This is a genomic window from Curvibacter sp. GW821-FHT01G03 (assembly GCF_059422285.1).
In genome coordinates, this window is record NZ_JBWKWP010000023.1 from 1 (window position 1) to 21,803 (window position 21,803).

A 21,803-nucleotide genomic window follows, 5' to 3' on the forward strand; every position below is an offset into this window, starting at 1 on the left:
CAAAACCTTCATTGCTGCGGCTCCAAATTGATTAGTTGAATTGACGTGCACGTAAACCAGATGATTCTATGCGGCACAACGTCGATTGACAGAGATGGTCCTCGAATTCGAGACACCATCGCGGCAAGCACAAAAAAGTACGACCGTGCTTTTTTCGGATTATACAAGGGGAAGATTGACGTTACGTCAATCACCAGCGCAAATTGAAGGGGCTTTCAGAAGGAGGCCTGGCAGGCCCCGATCAATGGGATGGGGTCGCCGTGGCCTGGGCGGCGGCGGCTTCGATGGCCCGGCGGCCGGTTTCGTCTGCTGCATCAAATTGCCTCAGCAAGGCCTGCTGACGCGGGCCTGGCATCGAGTCTTTTTGCGGCAGGCGCTCGCCAGTGACCACATACAACACGTCCAGGCCCGAGCGAGCCCAGACCGCCAGGGCTTCGGTAGCCACATGGCCCGCCCCCGACTCCCAGTTGAACATGGTCTTGCGGGTGACCGGCACCAGGGCGGCAAAGTCGTTCTGGCTGAAGCCCAGCCGTTCGCGCTCTTCGCGCAGGCGTTGACCTGAGTTCATGAGAAACCTCCTGATGGATCCAGTGCCCGCGATGGGCTCAACCCCCAGACACCGGCGCTGGCGCCGCCGCAGCAACGGGCACCAGCGCGGCGACCTCGGGGCCTTGCACCCGCAGCACCCGCTGCGGATAGGGAATATCGACCTGCGCCGCGCGCAGACCCGCCAGCATGGCCAGGTTGACGGCGGAGCGGACATTGACCTGCCCGCTGGCCGGATCATTGATCCAGAAGTGCAGGCTGAACTCCAGCCCGTCAGGCACGAAATTGACCAGATACGCCACGGGCGCCGGATCGGCCAGCACCCGAGGCTGTGCCTTGGCCGCATCGCACAGGATCTGTTGCACCAGGCTCACGTCGCTGTCATAGCCCACCACCACATTGGTCGTGATGTTGAACCGCAGGTCGGCCGCCGACAGGTTCTCGACCCGCTGCGACACCATGGTTTCGTTGGGGACGATGGATTCGCGTCCATTGGTGGCGCGCAGCAAGGTGTAGCGGGTTTTGATGTCGGTGATCTTGCCCTCGAAGCTGTCGACCCGCACGTTGTCACCGATGCGCAGCGAGCGCTCCAGCAGGATCACAAAGCCGCTCACGTAGTTGGCCGCCAGCTTCTGCAGGCCGAAGCCCAGCCCCACCCCCACCGCACCGCCCAGCACCGACAGCGCCGTCAGGTCGACCCCCACGGCCGACAAGGCGAACAGCAAGCCCATGAGCAGCAGCACCGCCCGCATGGCATTGACGGCCACCCGCCGCATCGACAGGTCGCTGATGGCATGGCTCAACACCTTGCGCTCCAGGGTGGACGAGACCCACAGGGCCACCACCAGCACCAGACCCGAGCTCAGGCAGCCCTCGATCAGGGTGCGCAGACTGATCGAGGTCTTGCCAAAGGCCAGGTGGATGGCGTCCAGTTCTTCGAGTACCGAAGGCAGCAGATCAACAATCCAAAGCACCGCGGCCAACCAGGCCACCCACGAAAACAGTCGCTCGACCAGGCGCATGGCCCCCGACTCCGGGAAGGCAGCCGACAGCACCCGGGCAAAAAAGCGGATCACGGCCAGCGAGACCAGCACCGGGATCGCGATCTTGAGCAGAAAAACGCTTTGATGGTGGGCCACCACGGCCTTGGCCGCGTAGACCAGGGCCAGCGCCAGCGCAGGGAAGAGCAGACCGTCCAGGGTGCGGCGGCCAAACCAGACGGAGTCACCGGTGCCCCGCGCCCGCCGGCCGGCCCAGAATGAAATTCCAAAGGCCACGACCAGGCTGCCCAGCAGACAGGCCAATTCGATCCAGGCACGCGAGGTCTGGAACTCGGCCTGCAGGTTGTCCAATAAATCCATCAACGCTTCAATCTCCCTGTGGTGCCCAGCGGGGCACCCGTTTCTCGGCAAAAGCCCGTGCGCCCTCCTGGGCATCCGGGTCCATCATGTTGAGGGCCATGGTCTGGGCCGCCAACTGGTAGGCGGCCTCGACACCGGCTTCGCGCTGGCGATAGAACAAGGCCTTGCCCATGGCCAGCGCGGCCCGCGGCTTTTGCAGCAGGCCTTGCACCAGAGTCTCCAAAACCGCATCGAGTTCCGCTGGCGCGGCCACCCGATTGAGCAAGCCCTGGGCCAAGGCCTCGCGGGCGTCGATGAAATCACCAGTGAACAGCATCTCCAGCGCCTTCTTGGCCGACACGTTGCGTGCCAGCGGCACACTGGGGGTGGCACAGAACAGGCCGTAGCGGATGCCGCTGGTGGCAAAACTGGCCTCGGTGCTGGCCACCGCCAGATCGCATTGAGCCACCAACTGGCAGCCCGCCGCCGTGGCCATGCCCTGCACCCGCGCCAGCACGGGCACCGGCAAGCGCTGCAAAGACAGCATGAAGCGGCTGCAGCGGTCGAACAAGGCCTGGTGGTCAGCCTGCGCCAGGCCGGGTGCCGCCATGGCCTTGAGGTCATGGCCCGCGCAAAAGGCCCGGCCAGTGGCCGCCAGCACCAGCACACGCAGGCCTTCGTCGGCAGCGGCCGCGTCCACCGCGGCCTGCAAAGCGATCAGCATCGGCTCACTGAGCACATTGAAGCGCTCCGGCTGGTTCAGGGTCAGGGTCAGCACACCGCGGGCATCGCGCCGGGTGAGCAGCAGGTCGGGCTGCGGGGTGTCAGGCATGTGATGGGCCCCAGGCTCAGAGGTCAGCCAGCACGCGCACGTGCGCCTCGACGCTGCGCGCCAGGGCGGCCGGGTTGTAGCCCCCCTCCAGACAGGACACGATCCGGCCCTTGGAGAAGCGGCGCGCGATGTCCTTGACCCGCAGGGTGATCCAGGCAAAGTCTTGCTCGGTCAGGCCCAGTTGGCCCATGTCGTCCTCACGGTGGGCGTCAAACCCGGCGCTGATGAAGATCATTTCGGGCTTGAAGGCCTCCAGCCGCGGAATCCACATCATCTCGATGATCTCGCGCAGGTCCATGCCGCGGGTGTAGGCCGGCACGGGGATGTTGAGCATGTTCTCGGCCGGGTGCTGGTCTCCCGAATAGGGGTAGAACGGGTGCTGGAAGAAGCTCACCATCAGGGCCCGCGGGTCACCGGAGAGGATGTTTTCGGTGCCATTGCCATGGTGCACATCAAAGTCGACGATGGCCACGCGCTGCAGTCGGTAGCGCTCCAAGGCGTAACGGGCCGCGATGGCCACATTGTTGAAGAAGCAGAAGCCCATGGCCTTGTCGCGGCAGGCGTGGTGGCCCGGCGGGCGCACGGCGCAGAAGGCGTTTTCGAGCTCGCCGGCCATGATGGCGTCGGTGGCCGCCAGGGCGGCACCAGCCGAGCGCAAGGCGGCTTGCCAGGTGAAGGCATTGATGCTGGTGTCCTGGTCCAGTTGGGCGTGCGGCGGGCCCCCGGCCTGGATTTCGTCGACCAGGCGATCGGTCAGCCCCCGCAAGGCGGCGATGTGCATGCGGTCGTGCGCCAGCTCCACATCGGCCAAGGCGGCAGTCGGGGCCTCACGCCGGTCCAACGCATCACCGACGCCCGTCATCAACAGGCGATCCTCGATGGCGTCCAGCCGGGCCGGGCATTCTGGGTGATCATGGCCCATCTCGTGTTTCCAGCAGTCACGGTGGGTGTAGTAACCGGTTTTGTTCACAGGCGATCTCGTGTCTCTCATATTTTTGGGATAACGTCTCGGGCCATGCACACTCAGCAAAAACTCAAGGCGCTGCAAGATCAGCTTAACACGGTGATTGCGGGCAAACCCGCCCAGATCCAGGACAGCCTGGCCTGCCTTTTGGCAGGTGGACACCTGCTGATCGAGGACGTTCCGGGCGTGGGCAAGACCACGCTGGCCCATGCCCTGGCCCGCACCCTGGGCCTGCAGTTTGCGCGCGTGCAGTTCACCTCCGACCTGATGCCCAGCGACCTGACCGGCGTATCGATCTACGAGCGCGGGCGCGAGGATTTCGTCTTCCACCCGGGCCCGGTATTCGCCCAGGTGCTGCTGGCCGACGAGATCAACCGCGCCAGCCCCAAGACCCAGAGCGCCCTGCTGGAAGCCATGGAAGAGCGGCAGGTGACGGTCGAAGGCCAGACCCGCCCCCTGCCCGCCCCGTTCTTCGTGATTGCCACCCAGAACCCGCACGACCAACTGGGCACCTATGCCCTGCCCGAATCGCAGTTGGACCGCTTTCTGATGCGAATTTCGCTCGGCTACCCCGAGCGCGATGCCGAACGAGCGTTGCTGGCGGGGCAGGACCGCCGCGACCTGCTGGAACAACTGCAACCTTTGCTGACATTGCCAGAGCTGCAATCGCTGCAGCAACAGGTGCTGGCGGTGCATGCCGCCCCCTCCCTGCTCGACTATGTGCAAGACCTGCTGGCGGCCACCCGCAACGGCCGCTGGTTCCTGCAAGGCTTGTCGCCGCGCGCCGGTCTGGCCCTGCTGCGCGCGGCCAAGGCCCAGGCCCTGCTCTGCGGCCGCGACTACGTGGCCCCTGACGACGTGCAGGCCGTGCTGCCGCAGACCACGGCCCATCGCCTGGTGCCGGTAACCTCCTCCGGCCGGGGCGCCCTTGAGCAGGTGCGCGCCCTGCTGGAGGCCGTGCCGCTGCCATGAGCACCCCCCAGGCAGCCTTGCCGGGCGGTTGGGCCCGATTCAACCCCGCCAGCCAGGCCCGGGCCCGATTCAGGCGCTGGTGGCAGGGGCGCCTGCCCTTGAGCGATCTGATGACGCTAAGCCAACGCAACGTCTACATCCTGCCCACGCGACCCGGTTGGATGCTGGCGGCCACCCTGCTGATCCTGCTGCTGGCCTCGATCAACTACCAACTCAATCTGGGCTACCTGCTGACGTTTTTGCTGGCCGGTTGTGCCGTGGCAGGCATGCATGTAGGCCACGCCACCCTGAGCGGCCTGTCGATGCGCCTGCAGCCCCCGGCCCCGACGTTCTGCGGTCAGGCCGAGACCCTGGAAGTGGTGCTGGACAACCCCCGCAAAACCGCTCGCCACGGCATCGGACTGGCCGTGCTGGACAGCGCCGACTGGGTGTGGACCGATGTACCGGCCCAAGGCCAAAGCGTGCTGCACCTGGCCTTCTGCCCACGGCAGCGCGGTCTGCAACGGGTGCCGGTCCTCAGCGCGGAGACCCGTTTTCCCCTGGGCACTTTCAGAGTCTGGACGATCTGGCGGCCGGCCGCACAAGTGCTGGTGTACCCGCAACCGGAGGCGGCCCCTCCCCCGCTGCCCCCGGGCCAGGCCCGAGACCAGGCCCCAGCCTTGGCGGCCGGCCTGACCCGCGGCCAGGAGTTCGACGGCGTGCGCACCTATCGGCGGGGCGACCCGATGCGGCAGGTGGTCTGGAAGAAGGCGGCCACGGCGCTGGCCACGGGCTCGGCGGCCCTGGTCAGCCGAGACAGTGCGCCGGCCCCCTTGCACGAGTTGTGGCTGGACCACGCCAGCCTGACCGCCCTGCCGCCCGAGGCGCGATGGTCCAGGCTGTGCGCCTGGGTGCTGGCCGCCGACACCCTGGGCCTGAATTTCGGGCTGCGACTGCCCCAGAGGGAGATCCCGCCCGGCACGGGCCCGGCCCACCGCCAACAATGCCTGGAGGCCCTGGCCCTGTGCTGAAGCACCCACTCCCCATGTCCCAATTGCCGCGCGACAGCCGCGACACCCTTTTTCTGCTGGCTGTGGTCGCCTGGGTGGTCCTGCCGCACGCCAGCAACCTGCCAGCCTGGACCTTGCTGATGGTCTGCCTGACGCTGGGCTGGCGTGGCTGGCTGGCCTGGCATGCCCGCCCACTGCCGGCCCGCTGGTGGCTGATGGGCCTGCTGCTGCTGGCCATGACGGGCACCTTCTGGAGCCACAAGACCTTGCTCGGACGCGACGCGGGGGTCACCCTGGTGGTGGCTCTGCTGGCACTCAAGACGCTGGAAATGCGGGCCCGGCGGGACGCCTTTGTGGTGTTCTTCCTGGGTTTCTTCACCTTGTTGACCCACTTCTTCTTTTCTCAGAGTCTGCTGGTGGCGCTGGCCATGTTGCTGGGCCTGCTGGGGCTGCTCACCGCCCTCATCAATGCCAATCTGCCGGTAGGCCGCCCGCCCCTGGCCACCTCGGCCGGCCTGGCACTGCGCATGACGGCCTGGGGCGCGCCCGTGATGGTCGCCCTGTTCCTGCTGTTCCCACGGGTGGCGCCACTGTGGGGTCTGCCGGCCGACGCCCAAGGCGCCCGCAGCGGCCTGTCCTCACGCATGAGCGTGGGCGACGTGACCGAACTGGCGCTGGACGATGCCATTGCCTTCCGACTGCGCTTCTTGAACGCCAACGGCGCCGCCCCGGAGCAAAGGCAGCTTTACTTCCGTGGGCCGGTGTTCTCGAACTTTGATGGCCGCGAGTGGAGGCCGCGTCAGCCAGAAGACCTGATGAACCAGGTGCTTTACCGACGCCCCCCCGCCAGCCTGAAGACCCAGGGCACGCCGGTGCCCTACGAACTGACCCTGGAGCCCAACAACCGCCCCTGGCTGCTGACCCTGGATGCGACCGCCGAGGCGCCCCGCCTGGGCCCTCAGGTCGCCTATGCCACCCCCGAGCTGCAATGGGTGATGGCGCGCCCCGTCACCGAGTTGCTGCGCTACCAGGCCGTGGCCTACCCCGAGTTCAGCTACGGCCCCGCGGCCAACGACCCTTTGCTGCGGCAGGAGACCGAGCTACCCGCTGGCTACAACCCGCGCACCCTGCAACTGGCCAGTGAAATGCGTCGCGACCCGAAGCTGGCCGGGGCCGACGACGCGGCCCTGGTCCAGCAGGTGTTGAACCGCCTGGCCACTGGCGGCTACAGCTACACCCTGGAGCCCGGCCTGTATGGGCGCGACACCGCCGACGAATTCTGGTTCGACCGCAAGGCCGGCTTTTGCGAGCACGTGGCCTCATCGTTCGTGGTGCTGATGCGGGCGCTCGACATCCCGGCGCGCGTGGTCACTGGCTACCAGGGGGGCGAGCGCAACCCGCTCGATGGCTACTGGACCCTGCGCCAGAGCGATGCGCATGCCTGGTCAGAGGTCTGGCTCAAGGGGCGGGGCTGGGTGCGCGTCGACCCCACCGCGGCCATCGCCCCTGGGCGCGTCGGATCGATGCAACGCCTGGTGGCCCCGCGCGGGTTGGTGGCGAACGCTCTGGTGACCATGAGCCCCGGGCTGATGCAAAGCCTGCGTGGCATCTGGGACGCCACCAACAACCGCTGGAACCAATGGGTGCTCAACTACACCCAGGGGCGCCAGCTTGACCTGCTGCGCCAGTTGGGCTTCGAAGCCCCCAGTTGGGAAGACCTGGCCATGCTCCTGGGCGGCCTGCTGGCCGCGGCCGCCCTGGGCGCCAGTGGCTGGCAGTTGTGGGACCGCCGCCAGCATGATCCGTGGCTGCGCCTGCTGCACCGAGCCCAGGCCCTGGCCCATGCCCACGGCCTGCCAGCCACGGGCGTGACCACACCGCGCGCCCTGGGCCAGCAGGCCCTGGCGCACTGGGGCCCGGCCGGGCAGGCCCTGAACGACTGGCTGTTGCAACTGGAGCGGCTGCGTTATGCCGCACCGGCATCGACGGGCGCGCCGCGCATGGCAGTCCCCTTGAAAAAACTGGAGCAGCAACTCAGGCAGTTGAACTGGCCGCCCCGCCCTACCTGAGGACACGGCGCACCAGCAGTTCCTTTTTTTGAGGCCCAGGTCGGCTGCGGCGCCTTGATGCCGGCTTGACTGCTGTGACAATGACGGCCATGCACGCACTGACCCGAACCCTGGCCACCCTGATCACCGCCAGTCTTCTCAGCCCCCTGGCCATCGCGGGTCACGAGACCAAGACCGGCAAAAAGCACCACGCCGGCAGCAAGGCGGTCAAGGCCGTCAAGCCGACCCCGACAGCCCGCAAAAAGGCCGAATCAGTGGTCGGCACCTTGCCCTATGCCCAACGCAGCGAAGCCATGGCCTTTGCCGACGACGTAGCAGATCGCCGCCAGCTGGATCGGGTGGTGCTGCGCGAGACCCTGGGCCAGGCCCGGCTGCTGCCCGGAGTGCCCAAACTGATGTTGCCCCCCAGCAGCCCCAGCGCCAAAAACTGGCAGGCGTACCGGGCACGCTTTGTGGAGCCTGTGCGCATCGGCGCCGGGGTGGCTTTCTGGCAGCGCCACCGCGACACCCTGGAACGGGCCGAACGCGAGTTCGGCGTGCCGGCGTCGGTGATCGCGGGCATCCTGGGGGTCGAGACCCTGTACGGCCAGCACATGGGCAACTACCGCGTGATCGACGCACTGGCCACCCTGGCCTTCGACTTCCCGGCCAGCCACCCGCGCGCGGCCGAACGCCAGGCTTACTTTCGCGGCGAGTTGGAACAATTTCTGGCCTACCACCAACGCAGCGGCACCGACGCCCTGCAGCCACGTGGCAGCTACGCCGGCGCCATGGGCATGCCCCAGTTCATGCCCAGCAGTTGGGCGCGCTATGCGGTGGACTTTGACGGCGATGGCCGCATCGATCTGTTCAACAGCCCCGCCGATGCCATCGGCTCGGTGGCCAATTACTTCAAAGCCTATGGCTGGCAGACGGGCCTGCCGGTGCGCTATGCCATGCACTTCGACCTGGAGCGGCTCGACAAGGAGGCCCTGCTGTTGCCCGACATCCTGCCCACGTTCAGCCCGGCCCAGTTTGCCGCCAAGGGGGCAGTGATCGACGAGGGTCCGGTGGCGCCAGGCACCAAGCTGGCCCTGATTGAGTTGCACAACGGCGGCGCCCAGCCCAGCTACGTGGCCGGCACCGACAACTTCTATGTGATCACCCGCTACAACTGGTCGAGCTACTACGCGATGGCGGTGCTCGAGTTGGGCGAAGCCATCCAGGCCGCACTGCCCCACTGAGAACAGCGGCCGTCGGCTCTTGAACACGGCCCTCGTCAGGAGGGCATGACCAACTGGCCGAACTTGCCAGCCTGGAAGTCGCGGATGGCTTGCTGCATCTGCTCGACGGTATTCATCACAAACGGGCCCTGCTTGACCAGAGGCTCGCGCAGGGCCGGGCCGCTGAGCAACGCAAAGTGCAGGACCGCCGAACCCTGAGCCTGCAACTGCAAGGTTTCCTGGGCGGTGGCCGACTCGGCTGGCAATTGCAGGCCCAGGCCATGCTCGGCCGTCAGGGTGCGCTGCTCGCCAGCGGCAGACAGGAGCAACTCGCCCGCGAGCACGTAGAGCAAGCCCCCCCAGCCCCGCGGCAGCACGTGCTCGAAGTGGGCGCCTGGCTGAACAAAGCCGTCCAGCAGGGTGAAGGGTTCGGGCAATTGGGCGGTCGCTGGCGAGGCCACGCCCTGGCTTTCGCCCAGCACCACGCGCACCCGCACACCGGGGTGGCGGATCTCGGGCACCTCGGCGGGCTCCAGGTGGACGGCAAACGGGGCATGGCCCTTTTTGGCAGCCGGCAGGTTGACGAAGATCTGCAGCGCATGCACGTGCGGATTCAGGCCCTCGGGCTGCTCGGTGTGCACGGCACCGCGTCCGGCTGCAAACCAGTGCAGTGCGCCGGGGTGGATGGGCCCGTTGTTGCCCATCGAGTCGTAGTTCACATGGGGCGAGGTCGAATCCTCGAACATGTAGGTGACGGCCGAAATGCCCGCGTGGGGGTGCGGCTGGAAGGTGGGCGAGGTCATGTGGAAGTGATCCACCATCACCACCGGGTCGATCAGGCCCTGGAACGCATCTTCAGGCAGGTGCTTGGCCGTGAAACCCGTGCCAATCCGCATGTCGTGGCCCGCCACAGGCTTGGAAATTTTCAATGAACTCATCAAGGACTCCAGTCAGATTCGAAAGCAGAAGATCGGATCGGCGGTGCTGAATCAGCCTCAGGCCTGGCGGGCCAGGGCCTGCCAATGCCGGATCGGGCGCACACCATCAAGCCAGGGGTCGATGCGCTCGAAGTAGGGGTCGTAATAGGCCTTCTTCAGTTGCACCTCCTGCACGAATTCACGGCTGGGCCAGACCTCGTACAGCAGCAATTCGTTGGCTTCTTCGGCATTGGCCAGCACATCAAAGCCCAGGCACACCCCCTCTTGCAGGATCTGCTGGCGCAGGGCCAACAGCTCGCCCAGCAGCTGGTCCCGGCAACCAGGTTTCACGCGCAAGGTCACCGTGATGACCCAGGGCTGGGCAGCATCGCTGGATGGCATCACAAGGCGTCGGTGAGACCACCGTCCGTCAGCAAGGTTCGGCCCGTCATCCAACGCGAATCATCGGAGGCCAGAAAGGCCACCACATCGGCCACATCTTCGGGCTCACCGATGCGCCCCAAGGGGGTGGCGGCCATCACAGCCTCACGGCGTGCCGGCGGTGTTGCAGCGGTCATGTCGGTGCGTGTCATCGATGGGGCCACGGCATTGACGGTGATGCCACGCGGACCCAACTCTTTGGCCAGCGCGTTCGTCAGCACCGACACCGCTGCCTTGCTGGCCGCATACAGACCGGAGCCCGGCCGGGGCTGGTAGATCAGGTTGGTGGAGAAGTTCACGATCCGCCCCCCGCGCAGCGGAAAGTGCGGCAAGGCGCTCTGCACCATGTAGATCACGCTGTTGAAGTTGACGTTGAAGGCCCGCGCCACACTGGCAGCGTCCATCTCCGCCAGGGTGCGCATCTCCAGCATGCCGGCACAGTTGACCAAGGCATCCACCTGCCCGAAGCGTTCGACGATGCGCGTCATGGCGGCTTTCACGCTGGCTTCATCACTGACGTCGGCCGCAAAGGCCTCGGCCACGCCGCCAGCGGCGCGGATTCGCTCCAGCACCTGTTCGGCGGCTTGGGCATTGCGCTGGTAAACGATGGCCACCGCCAGGCCCTGGGAGGCCAGTTTGACGGCGACGGCGGCGCCGATGCCGCGTGAGCCACCGGTGACGATGGCGATTCTGGGAGAGGCTTGCATGGGCTGGGTCCTGTCATGCCGAAGCCCGCGGGCAGCGGGCTTCGGCGTCTTCTTGGGCTGGGTGGCTTACTTCTTGGCAGCCGAACTGGTCACCTGCCACACCAGGGTGGCAAAAGGCATGTCGAGGGCGCCATAGACGTCATGGGCCTTGGGGTCGTTGTTGTCGCCCAGCATCTCGACCGCCACGCTGGCGTAATCCATCACCGGGATGCCTGCGCCGGCCAGGCGGGCCAGACCGGCCGTGCGCTTGGGTTCAGAGAAGGTCCCCGAAGCGTCCAGCACCACGCGCGAGTCATAGCCAGCAGCCTTGGCCGACAGCGCCGGGTAGGTGGCGCAGATTTCGAGCGACACGCCGGCCACCACGAGTTGCTTGCGGCCGGTCTTGGCCACGGCCGCCACCACGCGGGCATCTTCCCAGGCGTTGATCTTGGAACGCACAATGGGTTGCACGTCGGGCACGGCCGCCAGCAGTTCAGGGATCACGGGGCCCCACATGCCGTCGGTCATGGTGGCGGTCAGGATGACCGGCACACCCAAAATGCGGGCGGCCTTGGCCAGCGCCACCACGTTGTGCTTGAGGTCACCGACGGTGATGTCGCGCACGCCGGTGTACAGGCCCACTTGATGGTCGGTCAGCAGCAGCACGGTGTTCTCGCGGCTGAGCAGGTTCAGGTAGGCATTCTGGGCATTGGACATGGCGTTGCTTTCTTTGCTGGAGGAGGAGGTAGCGGCAGAAGCCGGCAGTGCGGCGGCGGCCATGCCAGCGGCCAGGGGTGCCAAGGCGACGGCGCTGACCGAGCCTGTGCCAAGAAAATGTCGTCGATCCATGCTGTTTTCCTGAGAGGTTGAATGAACAGGACTGGACTGTGAAAGGTTTCAGGCCCAAGAAAAAGGGGCTTGCTGATAACGTAAAGTTCCACATATAGAACGATCTACAAAAATTGTTTATTTCAATGGAACAACAGAACAAATCTGTCATATATGATAAATATGAGTGTCGAGTGGAATGATTTGTTGCTTTTTTTACAAGTTGTGGAGCGCAAAGGTTTCACCTCTGCAGGAGAAGCGCTGGGTATTCCGAAGTCACGCCTGTCGCGCCGGGTGACCTTGCTGGAGGCGCGCCTGGGCACCCGCTTGCTGCAACGCAGTTCGCGCAGGCTCAGCCTCACAGATGCCGGTCAGGCCCTGTACGCCCATTGCCAGGTGATGCTGAAAGAGGCCGAGGCCGGGATCGCGGCCGTGCAGCAGCGCAGCACCCGGCCCATGGGCAAGGTGCGCTTGAGCTTGCCCGTGGGTTTGTCAGAAATGATTGCCGGCACCCTGCTGCCGCGCTTTCTGCAATGCTTTCCAGAGGTCCAGGTGGCGGTGCAGGCCACCAACCGCAGCGTGGACCTGATCGCCGAACAGGTTGACGTGGTGGTGCGCGGCGTCGGTACGGCGCTGCGGCTCGACACCTCCAGCCTGGTTCAGGCCTGTGTCTGCACCGTGCCCTGGAAGCTGGTCTGCAGCCCCGCCTACCTGGCAAAAATCGGCCCGCTGAACAGCCTGGGGGATCTGGAGCAGGCCGCCCTGTTGCTCTACACCCCCAACGATGAAGGTGACACCGACCTGCGCCTGATCGACGAGCAAGGTGTGGTCCACGCGCTGCCCATGCCCATCCGCCTGCAAAGCGACAACCTGGGGGTGCTGCGCCAGGCGGCGCGCAGCGATCTCGGCCTGTGCGGACTGCCCGGCTACCTGTGCGCCGACGACCTGGCCAGCGGACGGCTGGTCAGCGTGCTGCCGGGCTGGCGCCCGATGGCGGGCCACCTGGTGGTGCTCTTCCCGAGTCGGCGCGGCTTGGCCCCCGCGGCACGGGCCCTGGTCGACTTTCTGAAGACCGAGTTGCCGATGCTGATGACGAGCGAGCCAGAGCGCCCTCGGGCCCTGCCCGCTCAGACCCGAGGCTGAGACCGCCGCCGCTCCTGGGGCACCCCCCGGTCGGCCAGCCACGCGGGCAACTGAGCCGGCGACATGGGACGGGCAAAGTGATAGCCCTGAAGCTCGTCGCAGCCCAGGGCCTTGAGCAGTTCGCTGGCCTCGCCGGTTTCCACGCCCTCCGCCACCACCACCAAGCTCAGGCTGTGGCCCAGAGCGATGATGGCGCGGACGATGGACAGGTCGGCCGGATCGGTCAGCAGGTCACGCACAAAGGACTGGTCGATCTTGAGCTTGTCGATCGGAAACTGCTTCAGGTAGGCCAGGCTGGAGTAGCCGGTCCCAAAGTCATCGATCGACAACTGCACCCCCAGGGCCTTGAGGTTCGTCAGCAGCCGACCCGAGACCGCCGCATGCTCCATCAGCTGCGACTCGGTCAGCTCCAGCTCCAGCCGGCCTGGGTCCACGCGGTTGGCCCGCAGGCAGGTCTGCAGGTGCGACACCAAGCCCTCATCCGTGAGCTGGGCCGCAGAAAGATTGACCGACACCACCAGGGGTGGCAGGCCCTCGTCGCCCCAGCGGGCAATCTGCTCGCAGGCCTGCTGGATGACCCATTGCCCGATCGGATGGATCAGGCCGGTCTCCTCGGCCACCGGAATGAAGCGCGCTGGCGACACCGACCCCAGCACCGGGTGCTGCCAACGCAGCAAGGCCTCCAGCCCCACCACCGCCAGGGTGTTGGCATCGATGCGCGGCTGGTAATGAACAGACAGCTCTTCGTGGGCCAGGGCCTGCCTCAGGTACTGCTCGATCTCTTGCCGCTCCCGGGTGCTTTGGTCGATCTCGGGGCTGAAGAAGCGCGCGGTGTCACGCCCCGAAGACTTGGCCTCGTACATGGCCGCATCGGCCTGTCGCATCAACTCGTCCAGATCGGTGCTGTCATCGGGGTAGATGGCCATGCCCACGCTGCAGGACACCTGCAGGCTGTGCCCCTCCACCGGGTGCGCCTGGCGGATCAGCGGGATCAGGCGGCGCTCGACCACCGAACGCACCTCGTCGCCGTCGGCCACGCCTTGCATGATGACCACAAACTCGTCCCCCCCTAGACGGCTCACGGTGTCGCCACCGCGCACAGCCTGGGTCAGGCGATGGGCCACGGAACGCAACAAACCGTCTCCGATGTGATGCCCCAGCGAATCGTTGATGTTTTTGAACCGGTCCAGATCGATGAACAGCACCGCCACTCGCCCACCCGACTGTTGGGCAGCGCTCAGGGCCTCACCCAGCCGGGTGATGCACAGAGAACGGTTGGGCAGTTCGGTGAGCACATCGTGCTCGGCCAGGAACTGCACACGCGCCTCGGTGCGCTTGCGGTCGGTGATGTCGACCGAGATCCCGATGTAGTGCGACACCTCGCCCTGGCGCGAGGCGTCGCGCACCGCCGAAATCATCAGCCAGGCCGGATAGCTTTCGCCCGAGCGCCGACGGAAATGCACCTCGCCCTGCCAGGCATCGCGGTCACCCAGCAAGGCAGGCAGGCTGGCGGGCCAGTGCTCCACCTCGCCGGGCAGGATCAACTGACTGAGCTGTTCCCCGATCACCTCGTAGTAGTCGTAATAGGTGCTGCGGCAGAAGGCCTTGTTGACGCTCAGGATGCGCTGGCGCTCATCCATGATGATGATGCTTTCGGACGAGGCCTCGAACACCTTGGCCCACAGCTCCAGGCGCTGCTCCATGAGCTTGAGCATGTTGATCGGCGTGAAGGCCGTCAGCACCGCATCCTGCCCCTGGAACTGCAGGCGCCGCGCCGACAGCACGGCCCAGGACGGCGTCTCGCCGCCCAGCCAACGCACCTCGAACTCGTCCACCGCCCCCTGATCAGCGAGGCGCTGGAAGAAGCGGGCCCGCACACCTGGTTCGAGCCCGGTGGCCCAGGGGTCTTCGCTGCGGCCGGCCAACCAGGGCTGCGCAGGTGCGTTGGCATGCAGCACCTGATGCCGAGGCACGGATGTCACCACCATGGCGATGGGAATCGCTTCCACCATGTCGTGCTGGGTCTGGGCCGCGCGAGCACTGGCCGCCAGTTCCTGCTGCGTCAGGCGCTCGCGATCCAGCTGCGCCAGCATGTCATTGAAGGCCGTCACCAATTGCCCGATCTCGTCGCGGCTGTGCCAGAGCGCTCGCTGGCTGTGATCGCCAGTGCGACTCACCTCGTCAGCCACCTCGGCCAGGTGACGCAGCGGGTGAGAGATCAGACGCGCCACGGTGTAGACCAGGCTCAGGATGCAGCCCAGCAGCAACAAGGCCGTGCCCAGGTGCAGCCACATGCGCAGGAACAAGGCCTCGACGCGCTTGTGAAGCATGGCGTCCAGCGCGCCCAGCACCTGGGCCCAGGCCTGATCCAGCCGCAGCAGGGTCTGACCATAGCCGTCGCGGAAAGCCGCCAGATCAGGAGGCGGCGGGCCGCTGTCGTCAGACAGCGCTCGCACCACCGCCAACAGGGCCTGCAATTGCTGCTGAAGCTGCGCGGGCGAATCGCCCAAAGCCTGCCGCAAGGGCAACTGGCCAGCCGCCAGCGCCTGTTGGTAGTCTGCGGCGACCCCCAGCGAGACCGCATCCAGTCGCCCGGCCAGGATCAACAACTCGGTGCGCCGTCGGCCCGAGCGAAGTGCCTGCTCAGAGACGCCATCAAGGGCTTGCGCCGTGTCGTACAGCACCTCCAGCAATTCGGGAAATCTCAAAACCCCGAGCGACATGGCGTAATAGCTGTCCAGATCGGGGTCCAGGATGAGGTTGGACTGGTTGCCTACCATGGTCAGCAGCTCACGCCCCTGGCGGGCCACGGCCCCCAGCAGCTTGCGCGTTTCAGGCTGGGCCTGGGCCGCCGCGAGCGCCTTCACCCAGGCTGCGCTGAGTTCAGCGGCCCCCAGCGACTCATCGTGCTGCTGGCGCAACTCGTCCAGCAGCCCTTGCCGGGCCTGGCGAGTGTCAGCGGGCTCAACAGCGGCGGCCTGATTCCCGGGCGCCGCATCACGGAAAGGCGGCAGCAACAGGTCACGCACCGCAACGCTGTAGCGGGTGCCCACGATCTCTTTGCGGGCGAAGTCAATCGCGAGGTACTTCTCGTGGATCAGGATGCCCGACACATAGATCACCGCGGTCAGATCCAGCAGGTAAATCAGGGTGAGCTTGCGCCCGACGCTCAAACGCCCCAGCCAGCCAATCAAGGGCTTCAACAGTCTCACCCACGAACCTCCTGTGCCAAGAACGGCGCCATGACCTCAGATACCTTCCTGCGATGCACTTCGGCCACGCTGGGGCCCAGGGCCTGCTCAAGGGCCCAGGGCCTGACGGCGAAGCCCCTCAGGCCGCTGCCGGGATCAGGAAGTCTCGGCTGATGCGCCCACCCAGTTCATTGACCCGGTCCAGGAACTGGGTCAGGAAGGCGTGCAGACCGGTGGCCAGGATCTCGTCGATGCGGGCATATTGCAGATCAGCCCGCAGCTTGCCCGCACGGCGCAGCGTCTCGTCCGACTGGTCGTTGGACACCATCTCCAGGTTGTGCACCACCTCATTGAGGCTGGCATGCAGGGAGCGTGGCATGTCAGCACGCAGAATCAGCAGTTCGGCCACCCGCTCGGGCTTGATCACGTCGCGGTACACCTTGCGGTAGATCTCGAAGGCCGACACGCTGCGCAGGATCGCGCTCCAGTGGTAGAAGTCGTACTCCTGATCCTTCTCGCTGGCCGCGCCGAAAAAATCGCTCTGCACGGCATGGAACTTCACATCGACCAGACGCGCCGTGTTGTCGGCTCGCTCCAGGAAGGTGCCCAGGCGCATGAAATGCAGCGCCTCGTCCATCAACATGGTGCCCACGGTCACACCGCGAGACAGGTGGGATCGAAACTTCACCCACTCGAAGAACTGACCCGGATCGCGCTCGAAATCGCCCTGGCGCAACATGCGGTTGACCTCCAGCCAAGTCTGGTTCTGGATCTCCCAGGCCTCGGTGGTGAGAGAACCGCGCACCGCACGGGCGTTCTCGCGCGCCGCACGCAGACAGGACATGATCGACGAGGGGTTGTCCTCATCCTTCACCATGAACTCCAGCACGCGAGCAGGCGTCACCTCGCCATACAAAGCCTGGTAGGACGGCAACAACTCGCTGATGGACAGCAGGCCCTGCCAACCCACCTGGGCCACGGCGGCCGACTGGGGCAACAGAGAGGTCTGGTAGTTCACGTCCAGCATCCGGGCGGTGTTTTCGGCACGCTCGGTATAACGAGACATCCAGAACAAATGATCAGCGGTTCTTGACAACATTCAGTGACTCCTAAGCCTCAAACACCGCAGGCGCTGCGCGCCCGGCTGCATTTTGTAGAAAGCATGCCTGCGGCCTGCTTTTCGGCACACTCGGTATAACGAGACATCCAGAACAAATGATCAGCGGTTCTTGACAACATTCAGTGACTCCTAAGCCTCAAACACCGCAGGCGCTGCGCGCCCGGCTGCATTTTGTAGAAAGCATGCCTGCGGCCTGCTTTTCAGCACGCTCGGTATAACGGGACATCCAGAACAAATGGTCAGCGGTTCTCGACAGCATTCAATATCCCCTCTCAAACTTCCAGAATCCAGGTGTCCTTGGTGCCCCCGCCCTGTGACGAGTTGACCACCAGAGAGCCCTCCTTCAAGGCCACGCGGGTCAGGCCACCGGGCACCATCTGCACCGTCTTGCCCGACAGCACAAAGGGCCGCAGATCGATGTGGCGCGGCGCGATGCCGGACTCGACGAAGGTCGGGCAGCTCGACAGGCTGAGCGTGGGCTGGGCGATGTAACCACTGGGGTTGGCCAGCACCGCGGCGCGGAACTCTTCGATCTCGGCCTTGGTCGAGGCAGGGCCGACCAGCATGCCGTAGCCGCCGGCACCGTGCACTTCCTTGACCACCAGGTCCTTGAGGTTGTCCAGGGTGTACTGCAACTCGTCCTTGTTGCGGCACATGTAGGTGGGCACGTTGTTCAGGATCGGCTTTTCGCCCAGGTAGAACTCGATCATCTTGGGCACGTAGGGGTAGATCGACTTGTCGTCGGCCACGCCCGTGCCCACGGCATTGCAGATCGCCACGTTGCCGGCACGGTAGGCGTTCATGAGCCCGGCACAGCCCAGCGTGGACGTGGGGCGGAACACCTGCGGGTCGAGGAAATCGTCGTCCACCCGGCGGTAGATCACATCCACCCGCTTGAGGCCACGCGTGGTGCGCATCCACACGAAGTCGTCCTTCACCAGCAGGTCCTGCCCCTCGACCAGCTCAACGCCCATCTGCTGGGCCAGGAAGGCATGCTCGAAATAGGCACTGTTGTACATGCCAGGGGTCAGCACCACCACGGTCGGCTCGGCCGTGGCCGGAGGTGCCGAGGCGCGCAAGGTTTCCAGCAGCAGGTCGGGGTAATGCGCCACCGGGGCCACCCGGTGCTGGCTGAACAGGTCGGGGAACAGCCGCATCATCATCTTGCGGTCTTCGAGCATGTAGCTCACGCCGCTGGGCACGCGCAGGTTGTCTTCGAGCACGTAGTACTCGCCGTCGCCATTGGCATTGGGGGCCCGCACGATGTCGATGCCCGAGATCTGCGAGTAGATGTTGTTGGGCACATCGACGCCCATCATCACGCTGCGGAACTGCGCGTTGTTGAGAATCTGATCGGCCGGGATGACACCGGCACGGATGATGTCCTGATCATGGTAGACATCGTGGATGAAGCGGTTCAGCGCGGTGACCCGCTGGACCAGCCCTTTTTCCATCGACTGCCATTCGTGCGCCGGGATGATGCGCGGAATCAAGTCGAAGGGGATCAGGCGCTCGGTGCCTGCACCATCCTCATCCTTGGCGCCATAGACCGCGAAGGTGATGCCCACACGGCGGAAGATCATCTCTGCTTCTTCGCGACGGGCCTTCATCATCTCGGCCGGCTGTCGGGCCAGCCAACGCTCATACGCCTCGTAGTGGGTTCGCACGGGGCTGCCCGCGATGGGCAAACGGGTGTACATCTCGTCAAATTTCAGCATGGACCATCTCCTGCTTTCAGCATAGCAATTTCCGGGCCCAATCTGCACTTGTTTTGTGCACAGCGCTGATCCAAAACGAAAATTTTCCACATCAAGGTAACTGCGGCCACTGCCAGTAGCGGCGATCCAGCACCCGCTGGCAGGTCCAGCGATCCGGATGGCTGCTGGACCAATGCACGGCCCCACATTCAGGGGTGGCTGCCCAGGCGATGTTCAGCCCGGCATATCGGTCCACCACCCGCGTGGCCGGGTGACCGAAGCGATTGCGGTAACCGGCCTGGGCCACCGCCACCGAGGGCTGCACAGCCCGCAGGAACTCTTCACTGGAGGACGTGGTGCTGCCGTGGTGCGGTACCAACAGGAAATCGGCCTTCAAGGGTGCCCCGCGCGCCAGCAGGGCGCGCTCCTGATCCCGCTCGATGTCGCCGGACAGCAAGGCGGTCTGGCCCTGCGCGTCCTGCACGCGCAGCACGCAACTCAGGGCATTGCTGCGCGCCCCCGGCACCACGTCTGCTGCAGCAGGGTGCAGCACTTCAAAGCCCACGCCATCCCATTGCCAGCGCTCACCGGCGACACAGGCTTGTGCCGGGCGCCCTGCCCAGGCGGTCAACCCGCTCCAGGTGGCCCTCAAGTGGGCTTCTGGGTAGGCCTGCAGCACCGCCGAAGCCCCACCGGTGTGATCGGTGTCGCGGTGGCTGAGCACCAAAGTGCTCAGGTCAGCGCCCTGCGCCCGCAACAGCGGCACCAGGACCCGCTCGCCCGCATCACTGTCGAGGGAGTACCGGGGCCCCGCGTCATACAGAAGGCTCCGAGTGGCCGTGCGCAACCACACGGCGGTGCCCTGCCCCACGTCAACGGCCAGCAGGTCAAAACGCCCCGGTGCTGGGGCGCCCGGCTGCCACAGCAACACCGGCACCAGCAAGGGCAGCCCCAGACAGCGCCAGGCCGGAGGCCAGGGGCCGACACACAGGAGGCCACCCAACCCGCCCGCCAGGACCGCCCAAACCGGTGCCACAGCCGTCGACCACGTCGCGCCAGGCCATTGCGCCATCCACTGCAAGGCCCACAGCAACAGTTGCAGCGCCTGCTGCGCCAGCCACCACAGGGGCGGCAGCAGGCAGCCCAGCAGGGCCAGCGGCGTGACCACCGCCGTCACCCACGGCACCGCCACCAGGTTGGCCACCAAGCCGACCACCGACACCTGACCAAACAGCAGGAGACTCAGCGGCGCCAGGGCCAGGCCCAGTACGCCCTGCTCGCGCAGCAGACCCAACAGGGGCCTCAGCGCCCTGAGAGACAGCGCCGTGGCCGCCACCTTCGAGGAGGTGGGGCGCCCGACATCCGTGGCAAACAGGACGCCTACTGCCACAAAGCTGAGCCAGAAGCCCGGCTGCAGGCAGGCCCACGGGTCCCACAGCAAGACACCCGCCACCATCACCGACCAAAGCGCGGGCCAGGGCCAGCGGCGCCCCCCCGACTGCAACGCACAGACCAGCGCCAGCATGCCCACGGTGCGCTGGGCCGGAATCCCCCACCCACAGAAGACCGCATAACACAGCGCCACCAGCAGGCCAGCCCAGCGCCCCAGCACCGGCGCCGGACACCACAGGCAGCCCCGCCCCCAGGCGCCAGGCCAACGCGCAGTCTGGCGCCAGAGCCAGGCCAGAACCCGCGCCGACAGCCAGGCCAGCAGGGTGATGTGCAAGCCCGAAATGCTCATCAAATGCGCCACGCCGGTCTGCCGGAACAGCAACCAATCCTCGCGGCGGATGGATCGCTGGTCCCCGGTGACCAGCGCCACCACCACCCCGGCGCCGGTTCCGGGGTCGGCCGCAGCGCCCAAGGTGCTCACGATGGCCTCACGCACTCGCAGCCGCAACCGTTCGACCGGGTAGGCCGCGGTCACGGCCAGCAGGCGTGGCGCCTGCGCAGCCGTGCGGGCGCGCACCCAGCCCGAGGCCAGGATGCCTTGCTCCCACAGCCAGAGTTCATGATCAAAGCCCCCCGGGTTTCGCGCACCATGCACGCGCTTGAGCCGCACCGTGAAACGCCAGCGCTGGCCCGGCACCGGGGCCTCGGGCGCGGCGACGGCCAGGCCTGAGGCCGCAACGACACCGCCCATCAGCCCCTCGACCAGATCGCGCTCACCCTCCTCGTCCGCACCTGGGGGGCTGGCGGGGTGTTGCAGCGGGTTCCAACCCAACAACAGGTCGGGCGGCAACGCCACGGGTTGCCCCTGCAGTGCAGCGGATTCAACCCGCAGGACAAAGCGCCAACCCCAGGGCCCCGCCTGCGGCAGGCTGGCCACCTGTCCCACCAGCACCAGATCCCGCCCCTCCAGCTCAGGCGCCAGCGCCTGCTGCAGCAACTGAGCCGCCCGCAAGCCCGCGCCGCCCCAGGCCACGGCCCCCGCCAGGGCCGCCACCAGCGCCAGCCGGGCCGGGGACGCCACGGCGGCACGGCGTCGGCCCCAGGCCACGCCAAGCAAGCCGAGCAGCCCGAAGAACAGCACCGCAACATACACGCCAGAGGCTGACAGCCGGCCTTGCTGCACCTGCAGCAGGGTTCCGGCCAGGACCCCCAGCCCCAACACCCCCCAAGCCCGCCAGGGCAGACGCCAGCGCGCGCCGGCCTCGCGGCTCAGGTGCAACGACGCTGACTCACGCCGGGAAATCCAGTTCATCAAGCATCCTAGGGACGACCACCGGCAGCCCACCGGGGTCACAGGGGGTCCCCGTGCATTTGCGGCCCCCTCGGTGCACTCGGTCGGGCCGCCGGTCCTGCCCTCACGGGAAACTGTGGTGACCGGATTGCATCAAACTCAAAGAAGTGACCCGGCACCGTC

18 protein-coding genes and 1 pseudogene are annotated in these 21,803 nt (G+C 66.2%); 5 read left to right on the forward strand and 14 right to left on the reverse strand.

Annotation, left to right across the window (positions count from 1 at the left end):
* Positions 1 to 241: 241 nt before the first annotated feature.
* Genes AC07VS_RS25175 through AC07VS_RS25190 form a run of 4 tightly spaced genes read right to left on the reverse strand, consistent with a single transcriptional unit; the run spans position 242 to position 3,688 of the window.
* Positions 242 to 568 (reverse strand): helix-turn-helix transcriptional regulator, encoded by a 327-nt coding sequence (locus AC07VS_RS25175; protein ID WP_492348714.1) that lies wholly within the window; start codon positions 566 to 568, stop codon positions 242 to 244.
* A gap of 37 nt (positions 569 to 605) precedes the next feature.
* Positions 606 to 1,907, reverse strand: a complete 1,302-nt coding sequence (locus AC07VS_RS25180) for a mechanosensitive ion channel family protein (RefSeq protein ID WP_494752334.1) — start codon at positions 1,905 to 1,907, stop codon at positions 606 to 608.
* 7 nt (positions 1,908 to 1,914) lie between these two features.
* Positions 1,915 to 2,718, reverse strand: coding sequence for an enoyl-CoA hydratase (locus AC07VS_RS25185; RefSeq protein ID WP_494752335.1), 804 nt, complete (start codon positions 2,716 to 2,718; stop codon positions 1,915 to 1,917).
* 16 nt (positions 2,719 to 2,734) lie between these two features.
* A complete protein-coding gene (locus AC07VS_RS25190) occupies positions 2,735 to 3,688 on the reverse strand; it encodes a histone deacetylase family protein (protein ID WP_492348711.1) in 954 nt (317 codons plus the stop codon).
* Positions 3,689 to 3,733: 45 nt separating this feature from the next.
* Here AC07VS_RS25190 and AC07VS_RS25195 point away from each other — a divergent pair, with 45 nt between their 5' ends.
* The 4 genes from AC07VS_RS25195 (at position 3,734) to mltB (ending at position 8,935) form a co-directional block, all read left to right on the forward strand.
* Positions 3,734 to 4,654 (forward strand): AAA family ATPase, encoded by a 921-nt coding sequence (locus AC07VS_RS25195; protein WP_492348710.1) that lies wholly within the window; start codon positions 3,734 to 3,736, stop codon positions 4,652 to 4,654.
* Positions 4,651 to 5,664, forward strand: coding sequence for a DUF58 domain-containing protein (locus AC07VS_RS25200; RefSeq protein ID WP_492348709.1), 1,014 nt, complete (start codon positions 4,651 to 4,653; stop codon positions 5,662 to 5,664). The genes AC07VS_RS25195 and AC07VS_RS25200 overlap by 4 nt, the downstream gene beginning before the upstream one ends.
* 14 nt (positions 5,665 to 5,678) lie before the next feature.
* Complete coding sequence (locus AC07VS_RS25205) at positions 5,679 to 7,712, forward strand: transglutaminase TgpA family protein (RefSeq protein ID WP_494752336.1); 2,034 nt, start codon at positions 5,679 to 5,681, stop codon at positions 7,710 to 7,712.
* A gap of 80 nt (positions 7,713 to 7,792) precedes the next feature.
* Complete coding sequence (gene mltB, locus AC07VS_RS25210; RefSeq protein ID WP_494752363.1) at positions 7,793 to 8,935, forward strand: lytic murein transglycosylase B; 1,143 nt, start codon at positions 7,793 to 7,795, stop codon at positions 8,933 to 8,935.
* Positions 8,936 to 8,970: 35 nt separating this feature from the next.
* Here the strand turns inward: mltB and AC07VS_RS25215 are convergent, their stop codons facing one another.
* From AC07VS_RS25215 to AC07VS_RS25230, 4 genes are all read right to left on the reverse strand, one after another.
* Positions 8,971 to 9,852 carry a pirin family protein gene (locus AC07VS_RS25215; protein WP_492348707.1) on the reverse strand — a complete coding sequence of 294 codons (882 nt, stop codon included), beginning with the start codon at positions 9,850 to 9,852 and terminating at the stop codon, positions 8,971 to 8,973.
* A gap of 57 nt (positions 9,853 to 9,909) precedes the next feature.
* Positions 9,910 to 10,233 (reverse strand): putative quinol monooxygenase, encoded by a 324-nt coding sequence (locus AC07VS_RS25220; protein WP_492348706.1) that lies wholly within the window; start codon positions 10,231 to 10,233, stop codon positions 9,910 to 9,912.
* Complete coding sequence (locus AC07VS_RS25225) at positions 10,233 to 10,979, reverse strand: SDR family NAD(P)-dependent oxidoreductase (protein WP_494658452.1); 747 nt, start codon at positions 10,977 to 10,979, stop codon at positions 10,233 to 10,235. The genes AC07VS_RS25220 and AC07VS_RS25225 overlap by 1 nt, the downstream gene beginning before the upstream one ends.
* A 66-nt stretch (positions 10,980 to 11,045) precedes the next feature.
* Entirely contained in the window at positions 11,046 to 11,807 is a 762-nt protein-coding gene (locus AC07VS_RS25230; protein WP_492348704.1) for an isochorismatase family protein, read from the reverse strand.
* Positions 11,808 to 11,993: 186 nt separating this feature from the next.
* Here AC07VS_RS25230 and AC07VS_RS25235 point away from each other — a divergent pair, with 186 nt between their 5' ends.
* Positions 11,994 to 12,929: a LysR substrate-binding domain-containing protein gene (locus AC07VS_RS25235; RefSeq protein WP_492348703.1), complete on the forward strand. Its 936-nt coding sequence runs from the start codon at positions 11,994 to 11,996 to the stop codon at positions 12,927 to 12,929.
* Here the strand turns inward: AC07VS_RS25235 and AC07VS_RS25240 are convergent.
* The 6 genes and pseudogenes from AC07VS_RS25240 to AC07VS_RS25265 form a co-directional block, all read right to left on the reverse strand.
* Complete coding sequence (locus AC07VS_RS25240; protein WP_494658451.1) at positions 12,914 to 16,141, reverse strand: EAL domain-containing protein; 3,228 nt, start codon at positions 16,139 to 16,141, stop codon at positions 12,914 to 12,916. The genes AC07VS_RS25235 and AC07VS_RS25240 overlap by 16 nt on opposite strands.
* A gap of 118 nt (positions 16,142 to 16,259) precedes the next feature.
* Complete coding sequence (locus AC07VS_RS25245) at positions 16,260 to 17,219, reverse strand: alpha-E domain-containing protein (RefSeq protein WP_492348701.1); 960 nt, start codon at positions 17,217 to 17,219, stop codon at positions 16,260 to 16,262.
* 17 nt (positions 17,220 to 17,236) lie between these two features.
* Positions 17,237 to 17,359, reverse strand: coding sequence for an alpha-E domain-containing protein (locus tag AC07VS_RS25250; RefSeq protein ID WP_494658450.1), 123 nt, complete (start codon positions 17,357 to 17,359; stop codon positions 17,237 to 17,239).
* Between the two features lie 71 nt (positions 17,360 to 17,430).
* Positions 17,431 to 17,499, reverse strand: a pseudogene (locus AC07VS_RS25255) (alpha-E domain-containing protein); the annotation flags it as partial.
* A 13-nt stretch (positions 17,500 to 17,512) separates the two neighbouring features.
* Entirely contained in the window at positions 17,513 to 18,958 is a 1,446-nt protein-coding gene (locus tag AC07VS_RS25260) for a circularly permuted type 2 ATP-grasp protein (RefSeq protein ID WP_492348700.1), read from the reverse strand.
* A 91-nt stretch (positions 18,959 to 19,049) separates the two neighbouring features.
* The gene (locus AC07VS_RS25265) at positions 19,050 to 21,641 is read right to left on the reverse strand and encodes a DNA internalization-related competence protein ComEC/Rec2 (RefSeq protein WP_494752337.1); all 2,592 of its coding nucleotides are present in this window, start codon (positions 21,639 to 21,641) and stop codon (positions 19,050 to 19,052) included.
* Positions 21,642 to 21,803: the final 162 nt, after the last annotated feature.